The organism is Leptospira paudalimensis, from assembly GCF_026151345.1.
Lineage (GTDB): Bacteria > Spirochaetota > Leptospiria > Leptospirales > Leptospiraceae > Leptospira_A > Leptospira_A paudalimensis.
The window spans coordinates 2,286,176-2,304,443 of sequence record NZ_JAMQPR010000001.1 but is presented as its reverse complement, the minus strand read 5'-3'; the positions used below and the strand labels follow the sequence as shown (position 1 = coordinate 2,304,443).

The 18,268-nt window shown below is 36.7% G+C and carries 14 protein-coding genes and 1 pseudogene (1 of these 15 only partly in view); 10 read left to right on the top strand and 5 right to left on the bottom strand.

Annotated features, from left to right (window positions below; translation table 11 throughout):
- Positions 1-66: 66 nt before the first annotated feature.
- From ND855_RS10715 to ND855_RS10700, 4 genes are read right to left on the bottom strand one after another with little or no spacing between them, the layout of a single operon-like run.
- On the bottom strand, positions 67-1,131 hold the full coding sequence (locus ND855_RS10715) for a sulfate/molybdate ABC transporter ATP-binding protein (RefSeq protein ID WP_265358332.1): 1,065 nt from the start codon (positions 1,129-1,131) through the stop codon (positions 67-69).
- A gap of 1 nt (position 1,132) precedes the next feature.
- On the bottom strand, positions 1,133-1,936 hold the full coding sequence (cysW, locus tag ND855_RS10710; RefSeq protein WP_100727575.1) for a sulfate ABC transporter permease subunit CysW: 804 nt from the start codon (positions 1,934-1,936) through the stop codon (positions 1,133-1,135).
- Positions 1,933-2,760 carry a sulfate ABC transporter permease subunit CysT gene (gene cysT, locus ND855_RS10705; RefSeq protein ID WP_265358331.1) on the bottom strand — a complete coding sequence of 276 codons (828 nt, stop codon included), beginning with the start codon at positions 2,758-2,760 and terminating at the stop codon, positions 1,933-1,935. The genes cysW and cysT overlap by 4 nt, the downstream gene beginning before the upstream one ends.
- Positions 2,761-2,763: 3 nt before the next feature.
- Positions 2,764-3,801, bottom strand: a complete 1,038-nt coding sequence (locus ND855_RS10700; protein WP_265358330.1) for a sulfate ABC transporter substrate-binding protein — start codon at positions 3,799-3,801, stop codon at positions 2,764-2,766.
- A gap of 180 nt (positions 3,802-3,981) precedes the next feature.
- On the opposite strand from ND855_RS10700, the gene ND855_RS10695 reads away from it, so the two are divergent.
- The 7 genes and pseudogenes from ND855_RS10695 to ND855_RS10665 all read left to right on the top strand — a co-directional run bounded on the left by ND855_RS10695 (position 3,982) and on the right by ND855_RS10665 (position 14,055).
- The gene (locus ND855_RS10695; protein ID WP_265358329.1) at positions 3,982-5,634 is read left to right on the top strand and encodes a flagellar hook-length control protein FliK; all 1,653 of its coding nucleotides are present in this window, start codon (positions 3,982-3,984) and stop codon (positions 5,632-5,634) included.
- 43 nt (positions 5,635-5,677) lie between these two features.
- Positions 5,678-6,217, top strand: a pseudogene (locus ND855_RS10690) (flagellar hook capping FlgD N-terminal domain-containing protein); the annotation flags it as partial.
- A 68-nt stretch (positions 6,218-6,285) separates the two neighbouring features.
- The gene (gene flgE, locus ND855_RS10685) at positions 6,286-7,680 is read left to right on the top strand and encodes a flagellar hook protein FlgE (RefSeq protein ID WP_135591482.1); all 1,395 of its coding nucleotides are present in this window, start codon (positions 6,286-6,288) and stop codon (positions 7,678-7,680) included.
- 97 nt (positions 7,681-7,777) lie between these two features.
- Positions 7,778-10,123, top strand: a complete 2,346-nt coding sequence (locus tag ND855_RS10680; protein WP_265358327.1) for a tetratricopeptide repeat protein — start codon at positions 7,778-7,780, stop codon at positions 10,121-10,123.
- Positions 10,120-11,121: a hypothetical protein gene (locus ND855_RS10675; protein WP_265358326.1), complete on the top strand. Its 1,002-nt coding sequence runs from the start codon at positions 10,120-10,122 to the stop codon at positions 11,119-11,121. The genes ND855_RS10680 and ND855_RS10675 overlap by 4 nt, the downstream gene beginning before the upstream one ends.
- Before the next feature lie 51 nt (positions 11,122-11,172).
- Entirely contained in the window at positions 11,173-13,146 is a 1,974-nt protein-coding gene (locus ND855_RS10670) for an HD family phosphohydrolase (RefSeq protein ID WP_265358325.1), read from the top strand.
- 72 nt (positions 13,147-13,218) lie between these two features.
- Positions 13,219-14,055, top strand: coding sequence for an enoyl-ACP reductase FabI (locus ND855_RS10665; RefSeq protein ID WP_265358324.1), 837 nt, complete (start codon positions 13,219-13,221; stop codon positions 14,053-14,055).
- A gap of 3 nt (positions 14,056-14,058) precedes the next feature.
- On the opposite strand, the gene murD is transcribed toward ND855_RS10665, so the two are convergent.
- On the bottom strand, positions 14,059-15,468 hold the full coding sequence (gene murD, locus ND855_RS10660; RefSeq protein WP_265358323.1) for a UDP-N-acetylmuramoyl-L-alanine--D-glutamate ligase: 1,410 nt from the start codon (positions 15,466-15,468) through the stop codon (positions 14,059-14,061).
- Positions 15,469-15,528: 60 nt separating this feature from the next.
- Between murD and ND855_RS10655 the strand changes: the two genes are divergently transcribed.
- The 3 genes from ND855_RS10655 to ND855_RS10645 all read left to right on the top strand — a co-directional run.
- On the top strand, positions 15,529-15,861 hold the full coding sequence (locus ND855_RS10655) for an STAS domain-containing protein (RefSeq protein WP_100727565.1): 333 nt from the start codon (positions 15,529-15,531) through the stop codon (positions 15,859-15,861).
- 10 nt (positions 15,862-15,871) lie between these two features.
- Positions 15,872-16,651, top strand: a complete 780-nt coding sequence (locus ND855_RS10650) for an indole-3-glycerol-phosphate synthase (protein ID WP_265358322.1) — start codon at positions 15,872-15,874, stop codon at positions 16,649-16,651.
- An 83-nt stretch (positions 16,652-16,734) separates the two neighbouring features.
- Positions 16,735-18,268, top strand: the 5' portion of a protein-coding gene (locus ND855_RS10645) for a sensor histidine kinase (protein ID WP_265358321.1). The gene runs 149 nt beyond the window's last position; only the first 1,534 of its 1,683 coding nucleotides appear in the window; the start codon lies at positions 16,735-16,737; its stop codon lies beyond the right edge, outside the window.

Sequence of the window (18,268 nt, the reverse complement as noted above, 5' to 3'; positions counted from 1 at the left end):
TTATCCCGTCCTACCATCCAATGTTTTGTATATTGGACGATTTGTAAAGTATATTAGCGGAAATTATTAGATAGAGAAGTCCTCTACATAGACTTTTGCCTTTTTGATGCGCAGGTAAACAGTCTCTCCCGGTAGTAAATTGAGGTATTTATAGGTTTCTTGTTCGAGGACTGATTCGATGAGAGTGCCTGTATCCACCCGTTTTAATTCCACTCGGACATTTCGACCCGTAGAATGGATGTATTGGATTTCAGCTGCGATCCCTTGTTCTTTTTCCCTAACGATTTCCACGTCATAAGGGCGTACATAAGCAACCGCATCCGATTCTTTGATATTTTCATGTTCAGAAGAATCAAGTGCGATGTTTCCAATTTTCGTTTTTCCTTCTTCGATTCGACCATGGAAAAGATTCACATCTCCTAAGAAGTGGAAAACAAAAGGTGATTTTGGTTTGTTATAAACTTCGTCTGGACTTCCCACCTGTTCGAGTTGCCCTTGGTTTAAAATCACAATCCGATCACTCACCTCGAGTGCTTCTTCTTGGTCATGGGTGACAAACACACTTGTGATATGGATTTCATCGTGGAGCCTACGCAACCAATTGCGAAGTTCCTTTCTTACCTTTGCATCCAGTGCTCCAAACGGTTCATCAAGTAATAAAAATTTAGGTTCGATTGCAAGCGCACGAGCAAGAGCCACACGTTGCCTTTGCCCACCAGATAGTTCATGTGGATACCGATTGTGAAATTTTTCAAGTTGGATGAGAGTCAGGAGGTTTGAAACTTTCTCTTGGATTTCTGGTTTGGTAGGCCTTGTGGATTTTGGTCTTACTTCCAAACCAAACGCAATGTTTTCTGCAATGGTCATATGGCGAAACAGTGCATAGTGTTGGAACACAAATCCGACTTCACCATTTTGGATTTTGGAAGAAGACTGTCCTTCGCCTACAAAACGCACAGAACCAGAACTTGCTTCTTCAAGCCCTGCAATGATACGGAGTAAGGTAGTTTTTCCTGAACCCGAAGGACCGAGTAGAGCCACAAGTTCACCATCGGGAATGGTTAGGTTTACATCTTTTAAAGCAGTAAACGAACCAAAGGTTTTTTGTACATTTTGTATTTCGATTGGCATATTAAGATCTCTCGGTACGTTTTTCCAATATCAATTTGAAGATGAGTGTGAGGAGTGATAAAAACACAAGTAAGGTGGCGCAAGCAAAGGCACCTACGGAATCAAATTCATTGTATAACATTTCAATGTATAATGGCAGAGTTGTGGTTTTACCTCGGATGTGTCCACTGAGAACGGAAACCGCTCCAAATTCTCCCATAGCCCTTGCATTACATAGAATGATCCCGTATAACAAACCCCATTTGATGTTGGGAAGGATGATTCTGAGAAACAACTGACTAAAACTGGCACCAAGTAACATCCCTGCTTCTTCCTCTTCACGGCCTTGGCTTTGCATAAGGGGAATGAGTTCCCTTGCAACAAAAGGAAATGTAATAAAGACTGTTGCGAGGATGAGTCCAGGAGTATTAAAAACAATTTTAATTTGATGTTCTGCTAAGAATTCACCAAAGGTTCCTTGCCTTCCGAATAACAAAAGAAAGATGAGACCAGATACAACTGGTGAAACTGCAAAAGGTGAGTCAATGATCGTGATGAGAAGATTTTTCCCAGGAAAGGAAAACCTAGTGATCGCAAAAGCAGCCGTAACTCCAAAGAATGTATTTAAAATTACAGATACAATGGATACTTTAACAGTTAGACCAATTGCAAATAGAGCATATTCACTTGTGATTGATGAATAGTATTTTTCCCAACCTTCCGAAAATGCTTCTGTAAACACTGTATAAATAGGTAAAAGCAATAGGATGCCAAACAATGTATAGGCGAGTAAAACAAGAAAAATGGGCAAAAGTTTCGATTTCATGTGAGTTTTTTTGACGCCCGCTCTTGGAAAAAATTAATGAGAAACATAAATAAAAATGAAGTGAGTAACATCACAAGTGCGATCGATGTTGCTTTTTCGTATTCGTATTGTTCCAATTTGGTGACGATGAGTAGGGGAAGGATTTCTGTTTTTCCAGGTAAGTTTCCAGAAATGAATACTACCGACCCATACTCTCCGATACTCCTTGCAAATGCCATCCCGGTTCCAGCAAGTAGGGAAGGCCAAAGTTCGGGTAATAAAACTTTTCTAAATGTTTGGAACGGAGTCGCTCCAAGGCACCTTGCACTTTCTTCTAGTTCTTTAGGAAGTTCTTCAATGACAGGTTGTACTGTTCGTACGACAAAAGGAAATCCAATGAATACAAGTGCAATGACAATACCAATGGGTGTATAAGCAATTTTGATTCCCCATTTGTCAAAAAAAGAACCAATAATTCCAGTTTGAGAGTAAATCGTAGTCAGGGCAATCCCTGCCACAGCGGTGGGCAAAGTGAACGGTAAATCAATTAACGTATCAAAAAACTTTTTGAATGGAAATTGGTATCGAACGAGTACCCAAGCGAATAAAAATCCAATGAAAAGATTGAGAACTGCGGATATGAGACCTACACTAAAACTTAAAAAGAGCGCAGATCGAATGCGCTCTTCTGTAAACACTTCTAAAATCCCTGTGAATCCAATCCCCAGGGAATGATAAAAAAGTCCAAATAATGGAATGATCACAACGGCGGACGAATAAAAGACTGTGAATCCTAAACTGATCCCAAAGTGGATTTTTTTGTACGGCCGTGTTTCAATTTGCATATATTATTTGTTTTTGTAGATGGCATCAAAGACACCTCCATCTGCAAAATGTTTTTTCTGTGCAGTGTCCCAAGTTTCCCCTAAATCGGATAGAGAAAATAATTTGAGATTTGGAAATTCTTTCGCAGAGGATTTGCTTACTTTCGGGTCAATGGGTCTAAAAAAGTGTTTTGCAATGATGGTTTGGCCTTCTTTGGTAAAAAGAAATTCCAAATAGGCCGTTGCCTTTTCTAAATTTCCTTTTTCTGTCGCAGTTTTGGTTACAACGGCAACAGGGGTTTCTGCTCGAATTGATTCAGATGGATAGATCACTTCTAAACTATTTTTACCAGAACGTTTTTCTTCATCTAACGCTAGTTTTGCTTCATTTTCCCACGTAATGAGAACATCACCGATCCCACGATTCACAAAGGTAGTGGTGGATCCGCGAGCACCTGTATCTAGTACAGATGTATTTTGGAATAATGCTTTCACAAAGTCAGTTGCTTTTTCATCAGACTTATACTTTCGTTTTGCATAACCATAAGCGGCAAGGTAATTCCATCTAGCACCTCCACTCGTTTTTGGGTTCGGGGTGATGACAGAGATTCCTGGTTTTACAATATCATCCCAATCTTTGATTTTTTTGGGATTTGATTTCCGTACGAGGAAGATGATGGTTGAGTAATATGGTGTACTTTTGTTGGGTAGTTTGGATTGCCAATTTGCATCAATTAACTTTGATTTGCTGGCAATGCTATCAATATCATAAGAAAGTGCTAAACTGACTACGTCTGCTTCGAGTCCGTCAATCACTGCTCGTGCTTGTTTTCCCGATCCACCGTGGGATTGTTGGATTGAGAACTCTTCACCTTTTTTTTCCTTCCAGGATTTTAAGAAGGATTTGTTGATATCTTCATAGAGTTCCCTTGTTGGATCGAAGGATACGTGTAGAAACGTTGATTCTGCGAATAGGGAAGTGGCGAGCCCAATTCCCATTACAACAGTCAATATGGCAGAAAAACTTGGTTTAAATTGGAGGAATTGGAGTATTTTTTTCATTTTCTCGTCCTTTTGGTTAATAAAACAAACTAATCCTCCAATTTAGTGAATTTTTGTCAATGGAAAATCCAACTCTTTTTTGGGGTCATCCTGGTTTCCTGACATAAACCTAGAAAGGAAGAAGATAATTCTCTCAAGGAAATCTGGGGAAGTTCGATCCTTAAGGGAGAAGGCACCCCAATGAATGTAAATGTTGATAAACAAAACCTAATTCCCTTCCCTCAAGTTGAATTGAGACCAGGCAAAAGGGACGGTGCCGATAACAACTATTTTGCGGTAAAAGAAAGTTTTGGTGAAATTTTAGAAAGGGAATTCCAAATCCATTCTGAAAAACCAAACTCTCCATCCGAATGGAAACCACTCCAAGCAGATAAAAATCAATCTGATGCCGCATCAGATGTTGTTTCAAAAATGGAATCAAACCAACAATCCAATTCAAATGTGATTCCATCAAATTCTGTGAATGAAAATAATACGTCGCAGAAAACAAACGAAGATTCGAAAGAAGAAATTTCGGAAGAAGAGGATCTCGACCGAGATGCACTCGAATACAGCATTGGAATTTTATCCAACCAACATCTATTCGATCAAAAATTTCTCCCTGCCAATGAAGGGAATGAATCATTACAAAAAGAAAAAGCAGTAGCCCTCTCTATGCAAAAGTCTGCAGAAAAAAATGCATCCTATGCAACAAAGGAAGCAAAAACATTTTTAGATGAAACTAAAAAACTAGCAGAAAGTCTTTTGCAAAAAGACTTCGTCAGTTCAAAACAAATTTTTTCCCATCATAAACAAGATCAGTTAGATTCGATTCCTACCAATTTAGTGATGTTTCCTGGTTCTCAGAAAAAAATACAAACGGATAAAGTTGTAAACGAACCAAAACACAACCCAAACGTAATTTCTCAAAAAAAAGAATCTGAGCAGGTTGGGTTAAATCTTGTTACCTCTTTTCTCCCAAGAGAAAAAGGAAGCCGTGGACTTGAGAATGAAAGTCCCTCCGAAACTTCCCTTCGCAAACTAGATCCAAAAGGCAAAAGTCCGAAACAGAATAAATCAGAAACTGTTTTGTCTGAATCAAACATAGAGAAAGAAAATTCCAATCTTTCCATTACATCTGATAAAATGGTACGAAGTTTAGGATTTAAAGAAAAAGAATTCCAAAAACTAAATGAAAACAAAAACCAAGTTCAAAATGAAAAAATAAAAACAGATTCATCTTTTGTAAACCAAGTCCAAACGATTTTTTCTTCCAAAATGGGAGAGGAAAATGGAAAATCTTCAGAAGATAAAAGTAACAAACAAGGATTTAACCTTCATTCGGTGGAAAATAAACTTCACTCCAAAACAGAAGATGTTAAAAATTTAGAACGAAATCAAAAACCGAAAGAAACCAACTTAAAACAAAATTTGGATGAGCTCATCAAACAAGCGAAGTTTGACATCGTTCAAAATGGAAAGTCCAGTGCTGAAATCATTATGAATCCAAAAGAGTATGGTCGTTTGACTCTGAAGGTGACTGTGGATGGAGAAAAAGTAGAGGGTCGAATTTTAGTCGAATCAGAAGAGTTACAAAAATCCCTACAAAACGAAATCCAATCAATTAAAGAAAATTTAAAAGAGTCTGGTCTCGACTTACAAGCGCTCATCATTGATTTATGGGATGATGGAAACCAATTTGCAGAGAGACAAAACCAAAACGAACTCTACCAAACACTCATGGAAACTGCAAAAAACCGCGGGAATATTGAGAAATTGGAAAAAGAAAATGGAGTTGGTTTAGATGATATCTCTTTACCACCAGATTCCAAAGTATTAGAATTTTTTGCTTAAATTTACGAAATAAAAAAAGATCGAGGACTATATGCCAGACGGAATGCAAGATATCTCTACACAAAATTCTGCAAGAACCAAATACTTTGAAGGTGATAGAAGTTTTAATATCCGCAAACATTTGGACCAGCTGGAAAAAGAAGAGACAAGTGGTTTAAAAGGAATTGAAATCCGAGAAAAACAAAAAGAGTTAGGAAAAGACGATTTCCTAAAACTACTTTTGACACAATTGTCTCACCAAGATCCAACAAATCCAGTGCAAGACAAAGACTTCATTGCACAAATGGCTCAATTTTCTTCACTCGAACAGATGAAAAATATTTCATCTGGGATTGCTCGGATGGAATCTAAGCAAAGTTATTCGGTCGTAGGAAAAATTGTATCAGGGCCAGATTTAGTGACCGGTGAAGATGTCACAGGTGTTGCAGGTGCAATTTTGTTCGATAACGAAGGAAAAACTTATGTTCGTGTGAACGGTCGTATGCTCGATGTTTCAAAAATCAATTTAATCTCTGATCCAGAGTTATTAAAATCAGAAACTCAGTTCCAACAACAACGTCCGACAAACATTCCAAACAATACGTTAAAAAAACAAGAAGCTTATCAGGATTAATTGAAAAAGGTCGATAAAAAAAGAGAGGATAGAACGTTATGATGAGATCACTTTATTCCGGTGTTTCCGGATTGAAAAACCACCAAGTTAGAATGGATGTTATTGGTAACAACATCTCTAACGTTAACACACATGGATTTAAAACAGAACGAGTAACGTTCCAAGATATGATCTCACAAGAATTGCAAGGTGCATCTGAACCAAACGAAAGGATTGGGGGAACAAACCCAAAACAAGTTGGTCTTGGATCTCTTATCGCAGCGATTGATAAAATCATGACACAAGGTGCTTTACAAACAACAGGTAAAAACACTGACCTTGCTGTTTCCGGTGAAGGTTTTTTTATTGTGAAAGACGGAGACAAACAGTTTTATACTCGTGCTGGTGCTTTTAACGTAGATAAAAATGGTTTTTATGTAAACCCAGCGAACGGACTCAAAGTACAAGGTTGGAATTCAAGACTTGATGAAACTGGAAATAAATACATCAACTCTGCTGGGTCACTAGAAGATATCGTAATTCCTCTTTATTCCAAAGAACCTGCTCGAGCAACTAGAAATGTCGACTTTCAATCTAACCTCAATGCAAGTGTAGCTGCTGTTCCTGCAGATGCAACAGAAGAAGACATCCAACGTTATATCAATGACCCAGATCCTCGCCAAAGACGTGGCCATGTAACTTCCATTAACGTGTATGATGAATTAGGAAACACTCGACAAATGGGTGTGGAATTTTACAAAATGCGCGACAATGTTTGGAAGATGCGTTTTAAACTAGAAGATGCAAGCCAAGTGTCGGTGGATGTAAATGGAACAGGTGGTGAAAACACAAGTGTATCTGGAAATACTGAACTCGAAGTTTCCTTCACACCAGATGGAAAGATCATCAGTGTATCTGATGGGGTGGATTCACAAACCACTGGCAAACTCCAAGCAGATATTTCCTTCCGCATTCCAGGAAATCCGACGGCACAAAAATTCAGTTTGAACCTTGGGGAAGCAGGCCTTGTAGGTGGAATCACACAATTTTCATCTGACTTCACAACAAAAGCAGTGAAACAAGATGGTTACCCAATGGGTTATATGGAATCTTTTTCCATTGATAATACAGGAACTGTTACGGGAGTTTTCTCAAACGGAGTTCGCCAACCTCTTGCACGAGTTGCTCTTGCCAATTTTACAAACCCAGCAGGTCTCAATAAAGAAGGGGACACGATGTACAGTTTCTCTCTTAACTCCGGAGAAGCAAACATTGGGGAAGCTGGAAGCCAAGGACGTGGAAAAATCAATGCTGGCTTACTTGAGATGTCAAACGTTGACCTTTCTGACCAATTCACAGATATGATTGTGACTCAAAGGGGTTTCCAAGCAAACTCTAGAACCATTGTGACATCCGACCAAATGATCCAAGAAGTTCTGGGTCTCAAACGATAGGAAGTAATGGAAGGACGGGGGTAACCCCGTTTTTTCCTTGAGTTCTGCAAAATTCTCATCAAACTAGGTCAAACCAAACCTTTTAGAATTTTGCCAATTGTCACGTTTTCAAAAAAATACACTCCTCATTTTCACACTTCTGGCGTCAATCGCCTATGCTCCGTTATACTATTCTATTAAGAATGTAATCAAAAAAGAATCAATACCAATCACGTTAGAAACACCGGAGACGGTTGTTTTTTTTAGTTTAGGAGAGTTTGATTCTAAAGGGGAGTTTAAAGACCCAAAGACGATACAACTACTTTTAGAAACTACCCATTTCCAATTCCAAAATACAACGGATGCAGTGTATCTGGGAAAACACTCTGAACTTTCATCTTCCAAACAAAGTCGTTCTGAAATCATACTCAATGGAACCTTCCTATGGGAAGAAAAAGGAATTAAATTTACACCTAAACTTCGTTATGTGGAATCTAAATCTACAACAACGGGAAATCCAATCTTTGTGAAATACGAAGAAAGAGGAAATTTGATATTTGAAGTCCAAACTTCTCTCACTCATTTGGTAGATGAAACGATAAGACTCAATCGCCTCATCAAACGGAATCCACAATGGGTATTTATATCAGAGGAGGAAATTCTATCTGAATCAGAATTTGTAAAACTGACAGAATATGATTTTGATGCTAATTCCGAGAGTCGAAAAAATGTTTTAGTTTCTCTTAATTTTAAAACCAATTTTACAGAGTGGCTTAAGGTTAATGATCGATTGGAGAAACAAACAGAAGATAATTTAAAAGAGATATGGAAAGAAGTTGGTTCCAATCCGAAATTATCTAAGTTCGTACGTTTCCAAATCGCAAAAAATATCTCTCATTTTTATTTCGAAAAAGCAGAATATTCAAAATCCATCGAATTTGCAAATTTCGCCAAACGAGAAAAAGAATCTTCTAAACAAGTATTTCATAGTGATTATTCAGACATTCTTTCCTTAATTGGAAAATGTTTGGTGTTAGATGGAAAAAAAGAAGACTCAATTTTTTATCTGACATCAGCTAAAAAAATCTATGAAACCTTGGGACTTTTAAATGATCCAGAAGGAATACAAAACTCTTATTTTTATGGATTGGTGTTATTTGATGTTTCGCAGTTAGAACTTTCTGCCTATGAACTTTCTCTCATCCAAGGGAAACTCAGTGATGTATACCAAACCATTTATTTGGATTATAATTTAGCACAAACTCTCTATCGATTGGGTCGATATGATGCTACGATCACTTTGTTAAAAGAACAACGCACTAAAATCTTTGAGGTTTCCATTCCGAATTTTGATATTGCTCTACAATCTCTACTGTTGTATGGAGCAGCCCAATACAATGTTGGAAATTGGAGTATTGCAAAATCAGTTTGGGAATCGATACTCCATGCAAAATCAACATATGCTATAGAAGAAAAACCTTATTATCGATTTGCACTTTTTAATTTGAGTATTTTGTCTAGGGAAAGAAATCATATCGAAGAATCGGAAGAGTATTACAAACAATATGTAAAACTTTCTCCATATGGCCAAATCGAACCATTGCCAACAACTGTGAATTTTGAAATTGGAAAACCAATTTACCCTTACACTTGGAATCTGACAAATAATGTACTTTTTTCTGAATTAGAAGAGAAAACAATCCGTTCGTATACTGGTAGGTATTTATTCCAGTCCCAAGATGAAGAAATCAGAGCGAGAACATATGAAAATCGATTAGAAGATACCAATCTAATTTTAGATGATTTATTGAATCCAAATGCCTATCTCACAAAATCAATGTTAGTTCTCAGGAAATCATTGTTTGGTGACCTGAAATTACATGAGAGAGGAAACCAAGTTGTATTTTTAGACATTGGCCCTGCATTAAACCATCCTGAGTATCCGGGTGTGACTTCCCAAGCGGTAGCAAAACATTTTCCCAAAATGGAAGTTGTCTTATGGGAACTTCCTGGAGAAGTGGAACTTTTTTTGAAAAAAGTAAAACCTGAATTGAAAGAAAAGTTATATTCTTTTTCAAATATTCGAATTCTATCAGCAGATGGAGTTGGTGAATTTCAAACTGAATACAATGATCCCAAACATTGGATTTTAAGGAATCGATCCATTCCCAATTTGAAACAGAAAACGGTTGTTATACGAGCTGCCAATTCCATTGATATTTACGAACCTTACACAAAGATTTTACCTCACTTCCAAAACCTTGGTAAGGAACTGAAGGAGAATCCTGTATTGTATTTTTTCAATCGCAGTATTCTACTGAAACCAAAGGGAAAAGAAAAGTTTATACTCATTGGAAACCAATCCATAAGAGGGTTTCATCATAATTTCCAAAGTTTAGATCGTAATGGAGAACCTCCATATTCGATCCTTCCATTTAGTATCAGCGATGAGGTGATACCATGATCTCGATAGAAATCGATTTTATTTATTTTTTTGCATCTCTCTTCTTTTTACAGTATAGTTTGGTGTTTGTTACCAATAAAGAGATCAAAAATTTATTCTTATTATACTGGTTGAGTCTATCGGTTATCGGAATTTTTCTCCTACTTTCGCTTTCGAGATGGGGAATTTCCGTTTTTGGTTGGGATACTCAATCCATTTTTATGCTTCTAACAAAGACCAACTTAATTTTGTTTTTAGCATTTCAGCTGTTAGAAGATCGAATATACTCATTTTCAAGGGTTCTCAGTTTTCTAGTTTTAGTTTTACTGACTCTTTTTTTTGGATCTTTTTTTTATTGGATCCATTTGTTTCAAACACAACTACTTGCTCAGGATGAGTCAGGGCTTTTACCATTCACCATTGCCATGGGTGCGTTTGTCTGGTCTCGGGAAATGTTTTGGAATCCCCAAAATTCAAACGAATCAAAGTTAGTGGAAGAAGAACAACCGAATTTATTGTTTTTGTTTTTACCTTGTATTTTATTCCTCTTATCGCCTGACAAAACAAATTATGAATTTATCGAAATGATAGGAAAACCAGTGATTTTGGGATTTTCTTCCTTAATTGGATTTTCACTCATCTCTCAATACCTAAAAGTTTCCATCCCAAGAGAAGCTGAGATAGGTGTATGGTTAGGAAGTATTGGATTTTCGACAGCGATTAGTGTAGATTTAATGGTAAGTATTCCTTTGGCATTTGTGATTGGAATGTTTGCCCGCGGAATCTATCTTTATCTTAATGAATTGAAATGGTCAGATTCAGGAAAAAGGGGGGTTGTTTCCTATTTGGTTCCATCTGTATTGGCAACTTTTTTGCCTTTTTTAGTCATCGAACCAAAAGATTGGAACCATGCACCCTATGTCTTGTTAGGAGTCCAAGTCTTATATTTTCTGAGTTTTTATCTAATTTCAAGTTTAGTTTTTGGCTTTCTTCTTCTAATCAAACCAAAGTCAGAATAAATTTTTGAAAAAACAATCGACAGTGAATTTTTTGCTGTCGATAGTAATTCTGTGAACCCATCTTCGGATTCGAAATACATCATCACGGATGACCCTTTTTTTGAAGGTAAAATTGCCGATTTTTCTAAAAAACTAAAAACAAATGTCCTTTCCCTCTCCGATTTACCCAATACTGATTTTGATTCACAAGGTAAAATCATAAAACTCTTATTTTACATCTCTCGTTATGAGTTAGAAAATAAACATAAAGAAATCCATCAGTTTTTAAAAGAAAATCCCACCATTATGTCCAACATCATCGTGAGGGCACCAATCGACTACACAGGTTATATGGCATTGTCGATTGAGGAAGAATTGTTTTTCACGAATGTTCCAGATGATGCTCCTTTGGTATTTCTCATCAAAAATTTGGTAAATGCATTTACCAGCTTACAGATGATTGTTGATAAATTTGAACTCCAAAAACGAATCAATGTATCCACAAATGAAATTTCAAAACTAACAAAAATTGGAATCAGTTTAGCGAATGAAAAAGATTTTACGAAATTACTTCGTGATATTTTGAATTCAGCACGAGAGATATCCAATTCAGATTCTGGTTCTTTGTATTTGGTGGAAAAAGATGAAAGGGGGAATCCAAGAAATTTACGATTTAAAATTTCTGCCTTGGATTTAAATAGTGATGAATTTATCCTTCCTATCAACAAAAAAAGTATAGCAGGTTATGTTGCCTTCACAGGCAAACAATTGAATATACCAAACGTATACGAACTTTCAGGCAAAGAAGAATATAAGTTTAACAGTGATTTTGATCGAATGAGTAATTATTACTCCAAGTCGATGTTGGTGGTTCCCATGAAAGACCACCATGATGAAGTAGTAGGTGTTATCCAACTCATCAATCGCAAAAAGAATTTTCAAACCAAACTGACATTAGATGAAATGAAATCGAATTCAGTTTTGGATTATGATAAATACTCGGAAGAACTTGTTATGGCAGTTGCAGGGCAAGCGGCCGTTGCAATCCAAAACAATAACCTTGTCCATGAAATAGAAACCTTATTTGAAGGGTTTGTAACAGCTAGTGTATCTGCCATCGAATCTAGGGACCCAACAACATCTGGTCATTCTTTTCGTGTAGCCCAGTACACCGTTGGACTTGCTGAATCTGTGAATGGAGTGCAAGTTGGACGATTTAAAGATGTTCACTTTAATGAATCTCAAATCAAAGAAATCCGTTATGCATCCTTATTACATGATTTTGGAAAAGTTGGTGTTAGAGAAAAGGTTTTGGTAAAAGCCAAAAAATTAGAAGATTATGAGTTGGATCTCATTCGTTGGAGATTCCAATTTATTCTAAAAGATGTAGAATCTAAACTTGCACAGAAAAAAATTGAATACTTAAAAAAACACGGTAACAACGGTTATCAACAGTTTGAAAAATCAATCCAGTTAGAATATACATTAGAAAAGGAAAAATTGGAAGAGATGGTTCGTGTCATTACCGATTCAAATGAACCAACCATTTTGGAAGAGGGAAATTCAAACTTTTTAGAAGAGATTTCTAAAATGAGTTACCACACAACCGATGGGAACCAATTGAGTTTGTTACTTCCAAAAGAATTTAATTTTTTATCGATTCGTCGTGGTTCTTTGGATTTTGAAGAGAGAAGGGAAATTGAATCCCATGTGGAACATACGTTTCAATTTTTATCCAAAATTCCTTGGACAAGAGAACTCAAAATGGTTCCGAGTATCGCACATGGCCACCATGAAAAATTAAATGGATCGGGATACCCAAGAGGGTTGTCTGCGGTAGAGATTCCCGTTCAGGCAAAAATGATGGCCATTGCTGATATTTTTGATGCGTTAACGGACCAGGACCGTCCTTATAAAAAAGCGGTTCCACTTGATCGGGCATTTGATATTTTAAAAATGGAAGTGCGAGACCAACACATCGATGGAGACCTTCTCGATCTCTTTATTGAAAGTCGCGCTTACGAAAAAATTCAGCACAAACGATAAAAAAAAACCTGAAAAAAAGTTCGTCTTTTAAAGCACCTCCGAAACTTGTGTGTCTAAGCATTAGGAGGAGACATGAACCAAACTCTAAAAGGTCGCACAGTGATCATTACTGGCATTACAGATGCGTCCTCACTAGCACTTATCATTGCAAAAGAATGTAAAGACCAAGGTGCCAAACTCATTTGCACAGGACTTGGAAAAACACCTTTTCACAAAAATTTATCTGAAAACAGCATAAACTTTTTAGATCGTACTTATGCAGATTTTCAAAATACCGTAAAAAAAGAATTAGGTGAAGATGTGATCACCTTTCCTCTCGATGTCACCATCCAAGAGAGTATTGATTCTTTTGCAGACTTTCTATTGGAAAAAAAGGAAAACATTCATTCCTTATTACATTCCATTGCGATGGATAAAACCATCCGCCAAGGGAAAGTAAAACCTATCATGACCGTTTCGAGAGAAGAGTTTATGGATGCGATGAACGTTTCTTCTTTTTCGTTGCTTGCAATTGTCCAAAGCCTTTACCAACGAAATCTTTTAGTTACTGGAGCATCCATTGTTGCCCTCAGTTATTTAGGTGCCGAAAAAGTTGTAGTTCACCCATATAAAAACATTGGTGTTGCAAAAGCAGCACTAGAGCGACTTGTGAAAGAGATGGCTATGGAATTGGGACAAGAAAAAGAAATCCAAGTGAATGCGATTCGATTTTCCCCTTACCGAGCAAGTAAAGCTGGTTCTGCAATTGAAGGCTTAGAAGAAGCTGAAATCCATTGCCAAACTTCCTCTCCACTTGGAAATGCAAAAGCAAAAGACCTTGCCGAAGAAGTATGTTATTTGTTCCGTCCATCCAATCGAATCACCGGTGAAATTCGACATGTGGATGGTGGATACCATATCCGAGGATAAAACTTAAACTTGGGTTGATCCAAAAAAATCTTGGATTAAACTTTTAAAATGATTCCCTCTCTCTTCAAAGTTTTTGTAGAGATCAAAACTAGCACCTGCCGGTGAAAAAATCACCGTCAGGTTTTCCTCATTTTCTAAATTTGATTTGGTTAACCAATGATGATCAATTTTTTCTTTCAATTCTGTTACTAAAGATTTTAAATTATCAAAATAAAAAACAGGTAATCCAGTAAGATTTAATTCATCTCCCCATACTTCTTTTGCCTTTCCAAAAACAAACAATGGACATTCTAACTCTTTCCATCTTTCTATCAGCGGATGGATTGGTTCCACTTTCGGAATTCCACCTAATATTAGATAAATGGGGTCAGCGTTTTTGAAACCAGAGATTCCCGATAACATTGAATGTAAGTTTGTTGATTTTGAATCATTGATGAACCGAATGGACTGGTATTTTGGGTTGATAGTTTCTGTGGGAATGGATTGGAATCTGTGTGGTAGACCATCAAACGTTTCCAATTGGTTTTGGATTTGGTCTGGACTTAATCCCGCAACTTCAGCAAGAGCAATGGCAAAACATAAATTCATAAGGTTGTGTTTTCCTTTTAGTGGGAATAAGGAAACATCATATTCATGATTCGGTGTATGGATTTTATTTGGGTTTTGTGTGACAGAATAAGATTTATTTTCTCCCACCAAATGTAAATTGGAATGAGTCGGAATCGCAAATGGTGTATAATTAAAGAAAATTGGATTCACGAAACATTGGTGGTTGTTGTCTTCCAAATTTTGAATTTTCCATTTTGCAAGTGCATAGGATTCCATTGTTTTATGCCTTTCTAGATGATCGGAGGCAAGATTTAAGATGGCAGATGCCGTCAGTTTTAAGTTAGGTGAGTCATCCAATTGATAACTTGATAATTCTAATACAACAATCTCTGGATTTTCTCTACAAAACGAAGTAAAGGGAACTCCAATATTCCCTCCCATTTTTGCATTTGGATATTTTTTCTTTAGCAGATGATACGTTAATGCAGTTGTTGTCGATTTGCCATCGGTGCCAGTGATGCCTATCACTGGTCCATTGAAAAAAATTCTGCCAAGTGTGATCTCACTTAGGATGGGAATATGTTTCTCACGAGCAGATTCCAAAATTGGATGATCTGGTAGGATTCCAGGGCTTTTGATGAGGCAATCAATTCCATCAAGGTTTACTTGTGGCATATGATCGGACAAAACTTTCGAATACAGACTTTGGTTTGCTTTCTCTGGGAAACGATCCGCGAGAATGACTTTTTTCCCAAGGGAATTGAGTAGGAGAGCTGCCGAATCACCGGAGGACCCACCCCCTAAAATGAGGAAGGAATGAAGATTTTGTAGGTCAGATTGGCTCAATATGGATTCAGAAAACATTGATTGACACTCCGTTAAAATACATCGATTTTGTAAAATCATATCAGGTTGGGTAAATAGGTGCTGAAACACGAAGTGAAAGACGGAAAACTAGTCGTTTATTTGGAAGGTCGATTGGACGTTTCTGTGGCGAATGAAGTGGAAGAGGGACTTACGGAACTCATTGACTCTTTAGGTCATAGAAAGGTTCTTCTCAATATGAAAGATGTAGAGTACATGTCTTCCTCGGGGTTTCGTGCCTGCATTTCTACTTTACGCAAACTCAATTCCAAAGAAGGATTTCTTAAGATTTCCAATATCAAACCAGCTGTGAAACGGATCTTTGATGTCATCGAACTGACTTCTTTATTCGATATTTATGATTCAGAAGAAGCAGCGTTAAAATCCTTTTAACCAAATTCATTTGAATCCTATTTTACACAAAATTGTAGAAACGAAACACACTGAAATCAAAGAAAGTCGTGGTAAGGTTTTACCCGACAGAACGATTCCCATCCGAGATTGGAAATCTCATCTCAAAACAACATCTATCTCGGTCATAGCCGAATGCAAAAAAGGTAGTCCCAGTGCTGGAGTGATTCGGTCAGATTACGATCCAGTCTCCATTGCCTCCGAATATGAAAGTTCAGGAGCAGGAGCCATTTCGGTCCTGACTGACAAATCGTATTTTTATGGTTCCCTGAGTGATTTACAATCCGTTGCGAACAAAGTTTCTGTTCCAGTCATTCGTAAGGATTTTATTTTAGATCCAATTCAAATCGACGAAGCGTATGCCTATGGTGCCTCTGCGATTTTACTCATTGTGCGTATTCTTTCACCTGAACAATTAAAACTCTTACATGACCATGCGACTCGTCTTGGTCTTGCTGTCCTTGTGGAAACCCATAATCAAATGGAAGTGGATATTGCACTCGATATGGGTGCAAATACCATTGGAATCAATACTCGCGACCTGGATACATTCCAAATTCACAAAAATCTGATCGAACAAATTGCACCTAAATTAGATTCTTCGATCATACGTGTCGCGGAATCGGGTATCGAGTCTTTTGAAGATTGGCAAAAATACAAAGGAATGATAGATTCTATGTTAGTCGGAACTTTTTTTATGAAAAGTAAAAATATTCCTGCTGATTTTTTCACTCTCCTCAATGGTAAAACTGCCATCAAAGCTGAAAAATAATAGAACGCGAATCGAATTCATTCTAATTATTTGAATTAAATGTTGTTTTATTTATAAATTCGGATTTTTTAATATAGAAAATTATGGCCTGGAAGTCATTCTTAAAAGGTACCTTCCTCTTTTTAACCTACATTGGTTCAGCCAAATTGGGTATGGAATATTTTGCATTCCAACCTATGAATTTGGCGGTATTATGGATCCCTTCTGGAATTGGTCTAGTCGGATGTATATTTTTCGGATATCGATTTTTCCCAATTGTTTGGGTCGCAAGTTTTCTTGCAAATAAAGATGGGTTGATTAGCAGTCAATTCCAGCTAACACAGTTTGAATTATATCTTAGTATTTGTTTAACAGCATCTGTTGATGCGTTTCAATCAGTTCTCGCCTATTATTTCTGGACTAAAAAAATAAGAAAAAACCTTAATTCGACCAAAGATAATTTTTATTTCATCGTATATGTTGCTTTTTTATCTAGTTTGATTTCGATTTTATTACTTGGACTTGTTCTAAATTCCTTTGGATACTTTCATAATTTAAATTTAAATGAAATTCTACGAACTCTCGTTGTGATTACCTTTGGTGATACGATTGGGATTTTTATCACCGTTCCGATGTTTATGGCATGGAGGAAACTTGTGTGGAAGGAGTTATCCTTACGTCTCGTTTTCTGGACAATCATATTTATCGTTTTCCAAGCAGTGATTGTTTACCGATTTCCATATTTATTTTTTCTTTCGTTTTTGATTTTGATTTATTTAGGGTATCGATTCCAAATTAAGGGAGTCACATTAGGGGTATTTTTATTGTATTTGTCGAGTGTGCTGATGACTCGATTGGGTGTTGGACCATTTGTACAACCAGTTATTTTTGATTCGTATATTTATCTCATTTCGTTTTTGATACCGTATGCAATTCTTGCTGAGTTTATCACCTTACAATACCAGAGGTTACTTTACAATCGATTTGAATTAGAAAAAAAAGTATATGACCGAACTAAATTACTGAGAACTCAAATTTTTGAAAAAACACAAGCGATTGAAGCATTACACAAATCTGAAAAACTATTAAGTGAATCCAATCGAACAAAAGATATATTTTTTTCGATCATTGCTCATGATTTACGGAATCCTTTAGGTTCCTTTAAACAGATCACTGAACTGATGTATGCGGATTTTGATACCTATACTGATTCTGAAAAAAGAGAAACTGTTTTTGAGATTAAAAAATCAGCTTCAAGGGTTTATAGTTTGTTAGAACAACTTCTCGATTGGGCAAGGACTCAGACTGGAAACATGCCGTTTCGTCCTAAAGAGATCAACCTTCGGACAATTGTTTCTAAGATTACAGAACAAATGACTGCTGTCATTCAGAAAAAAGGGATTCAGTTTACTGTAGAGATTCCTGAAAAGTTTTCATTTGTGTATGCAGATTCTGAAATGATCCAAGCTGTCTTACGAAATTTGATTTCTAATTCGATTAAGTTTACCAATGATAATGGAAAAATCCAAATCTCTGTCTCACAAGAAGAAGATGGCGTACGAATTGAATGTAAAGACAATGGAGTCGGAATGAATAGCTCTGATTTAGAGAAATTATTCCGTTTGGATGCACAATTAA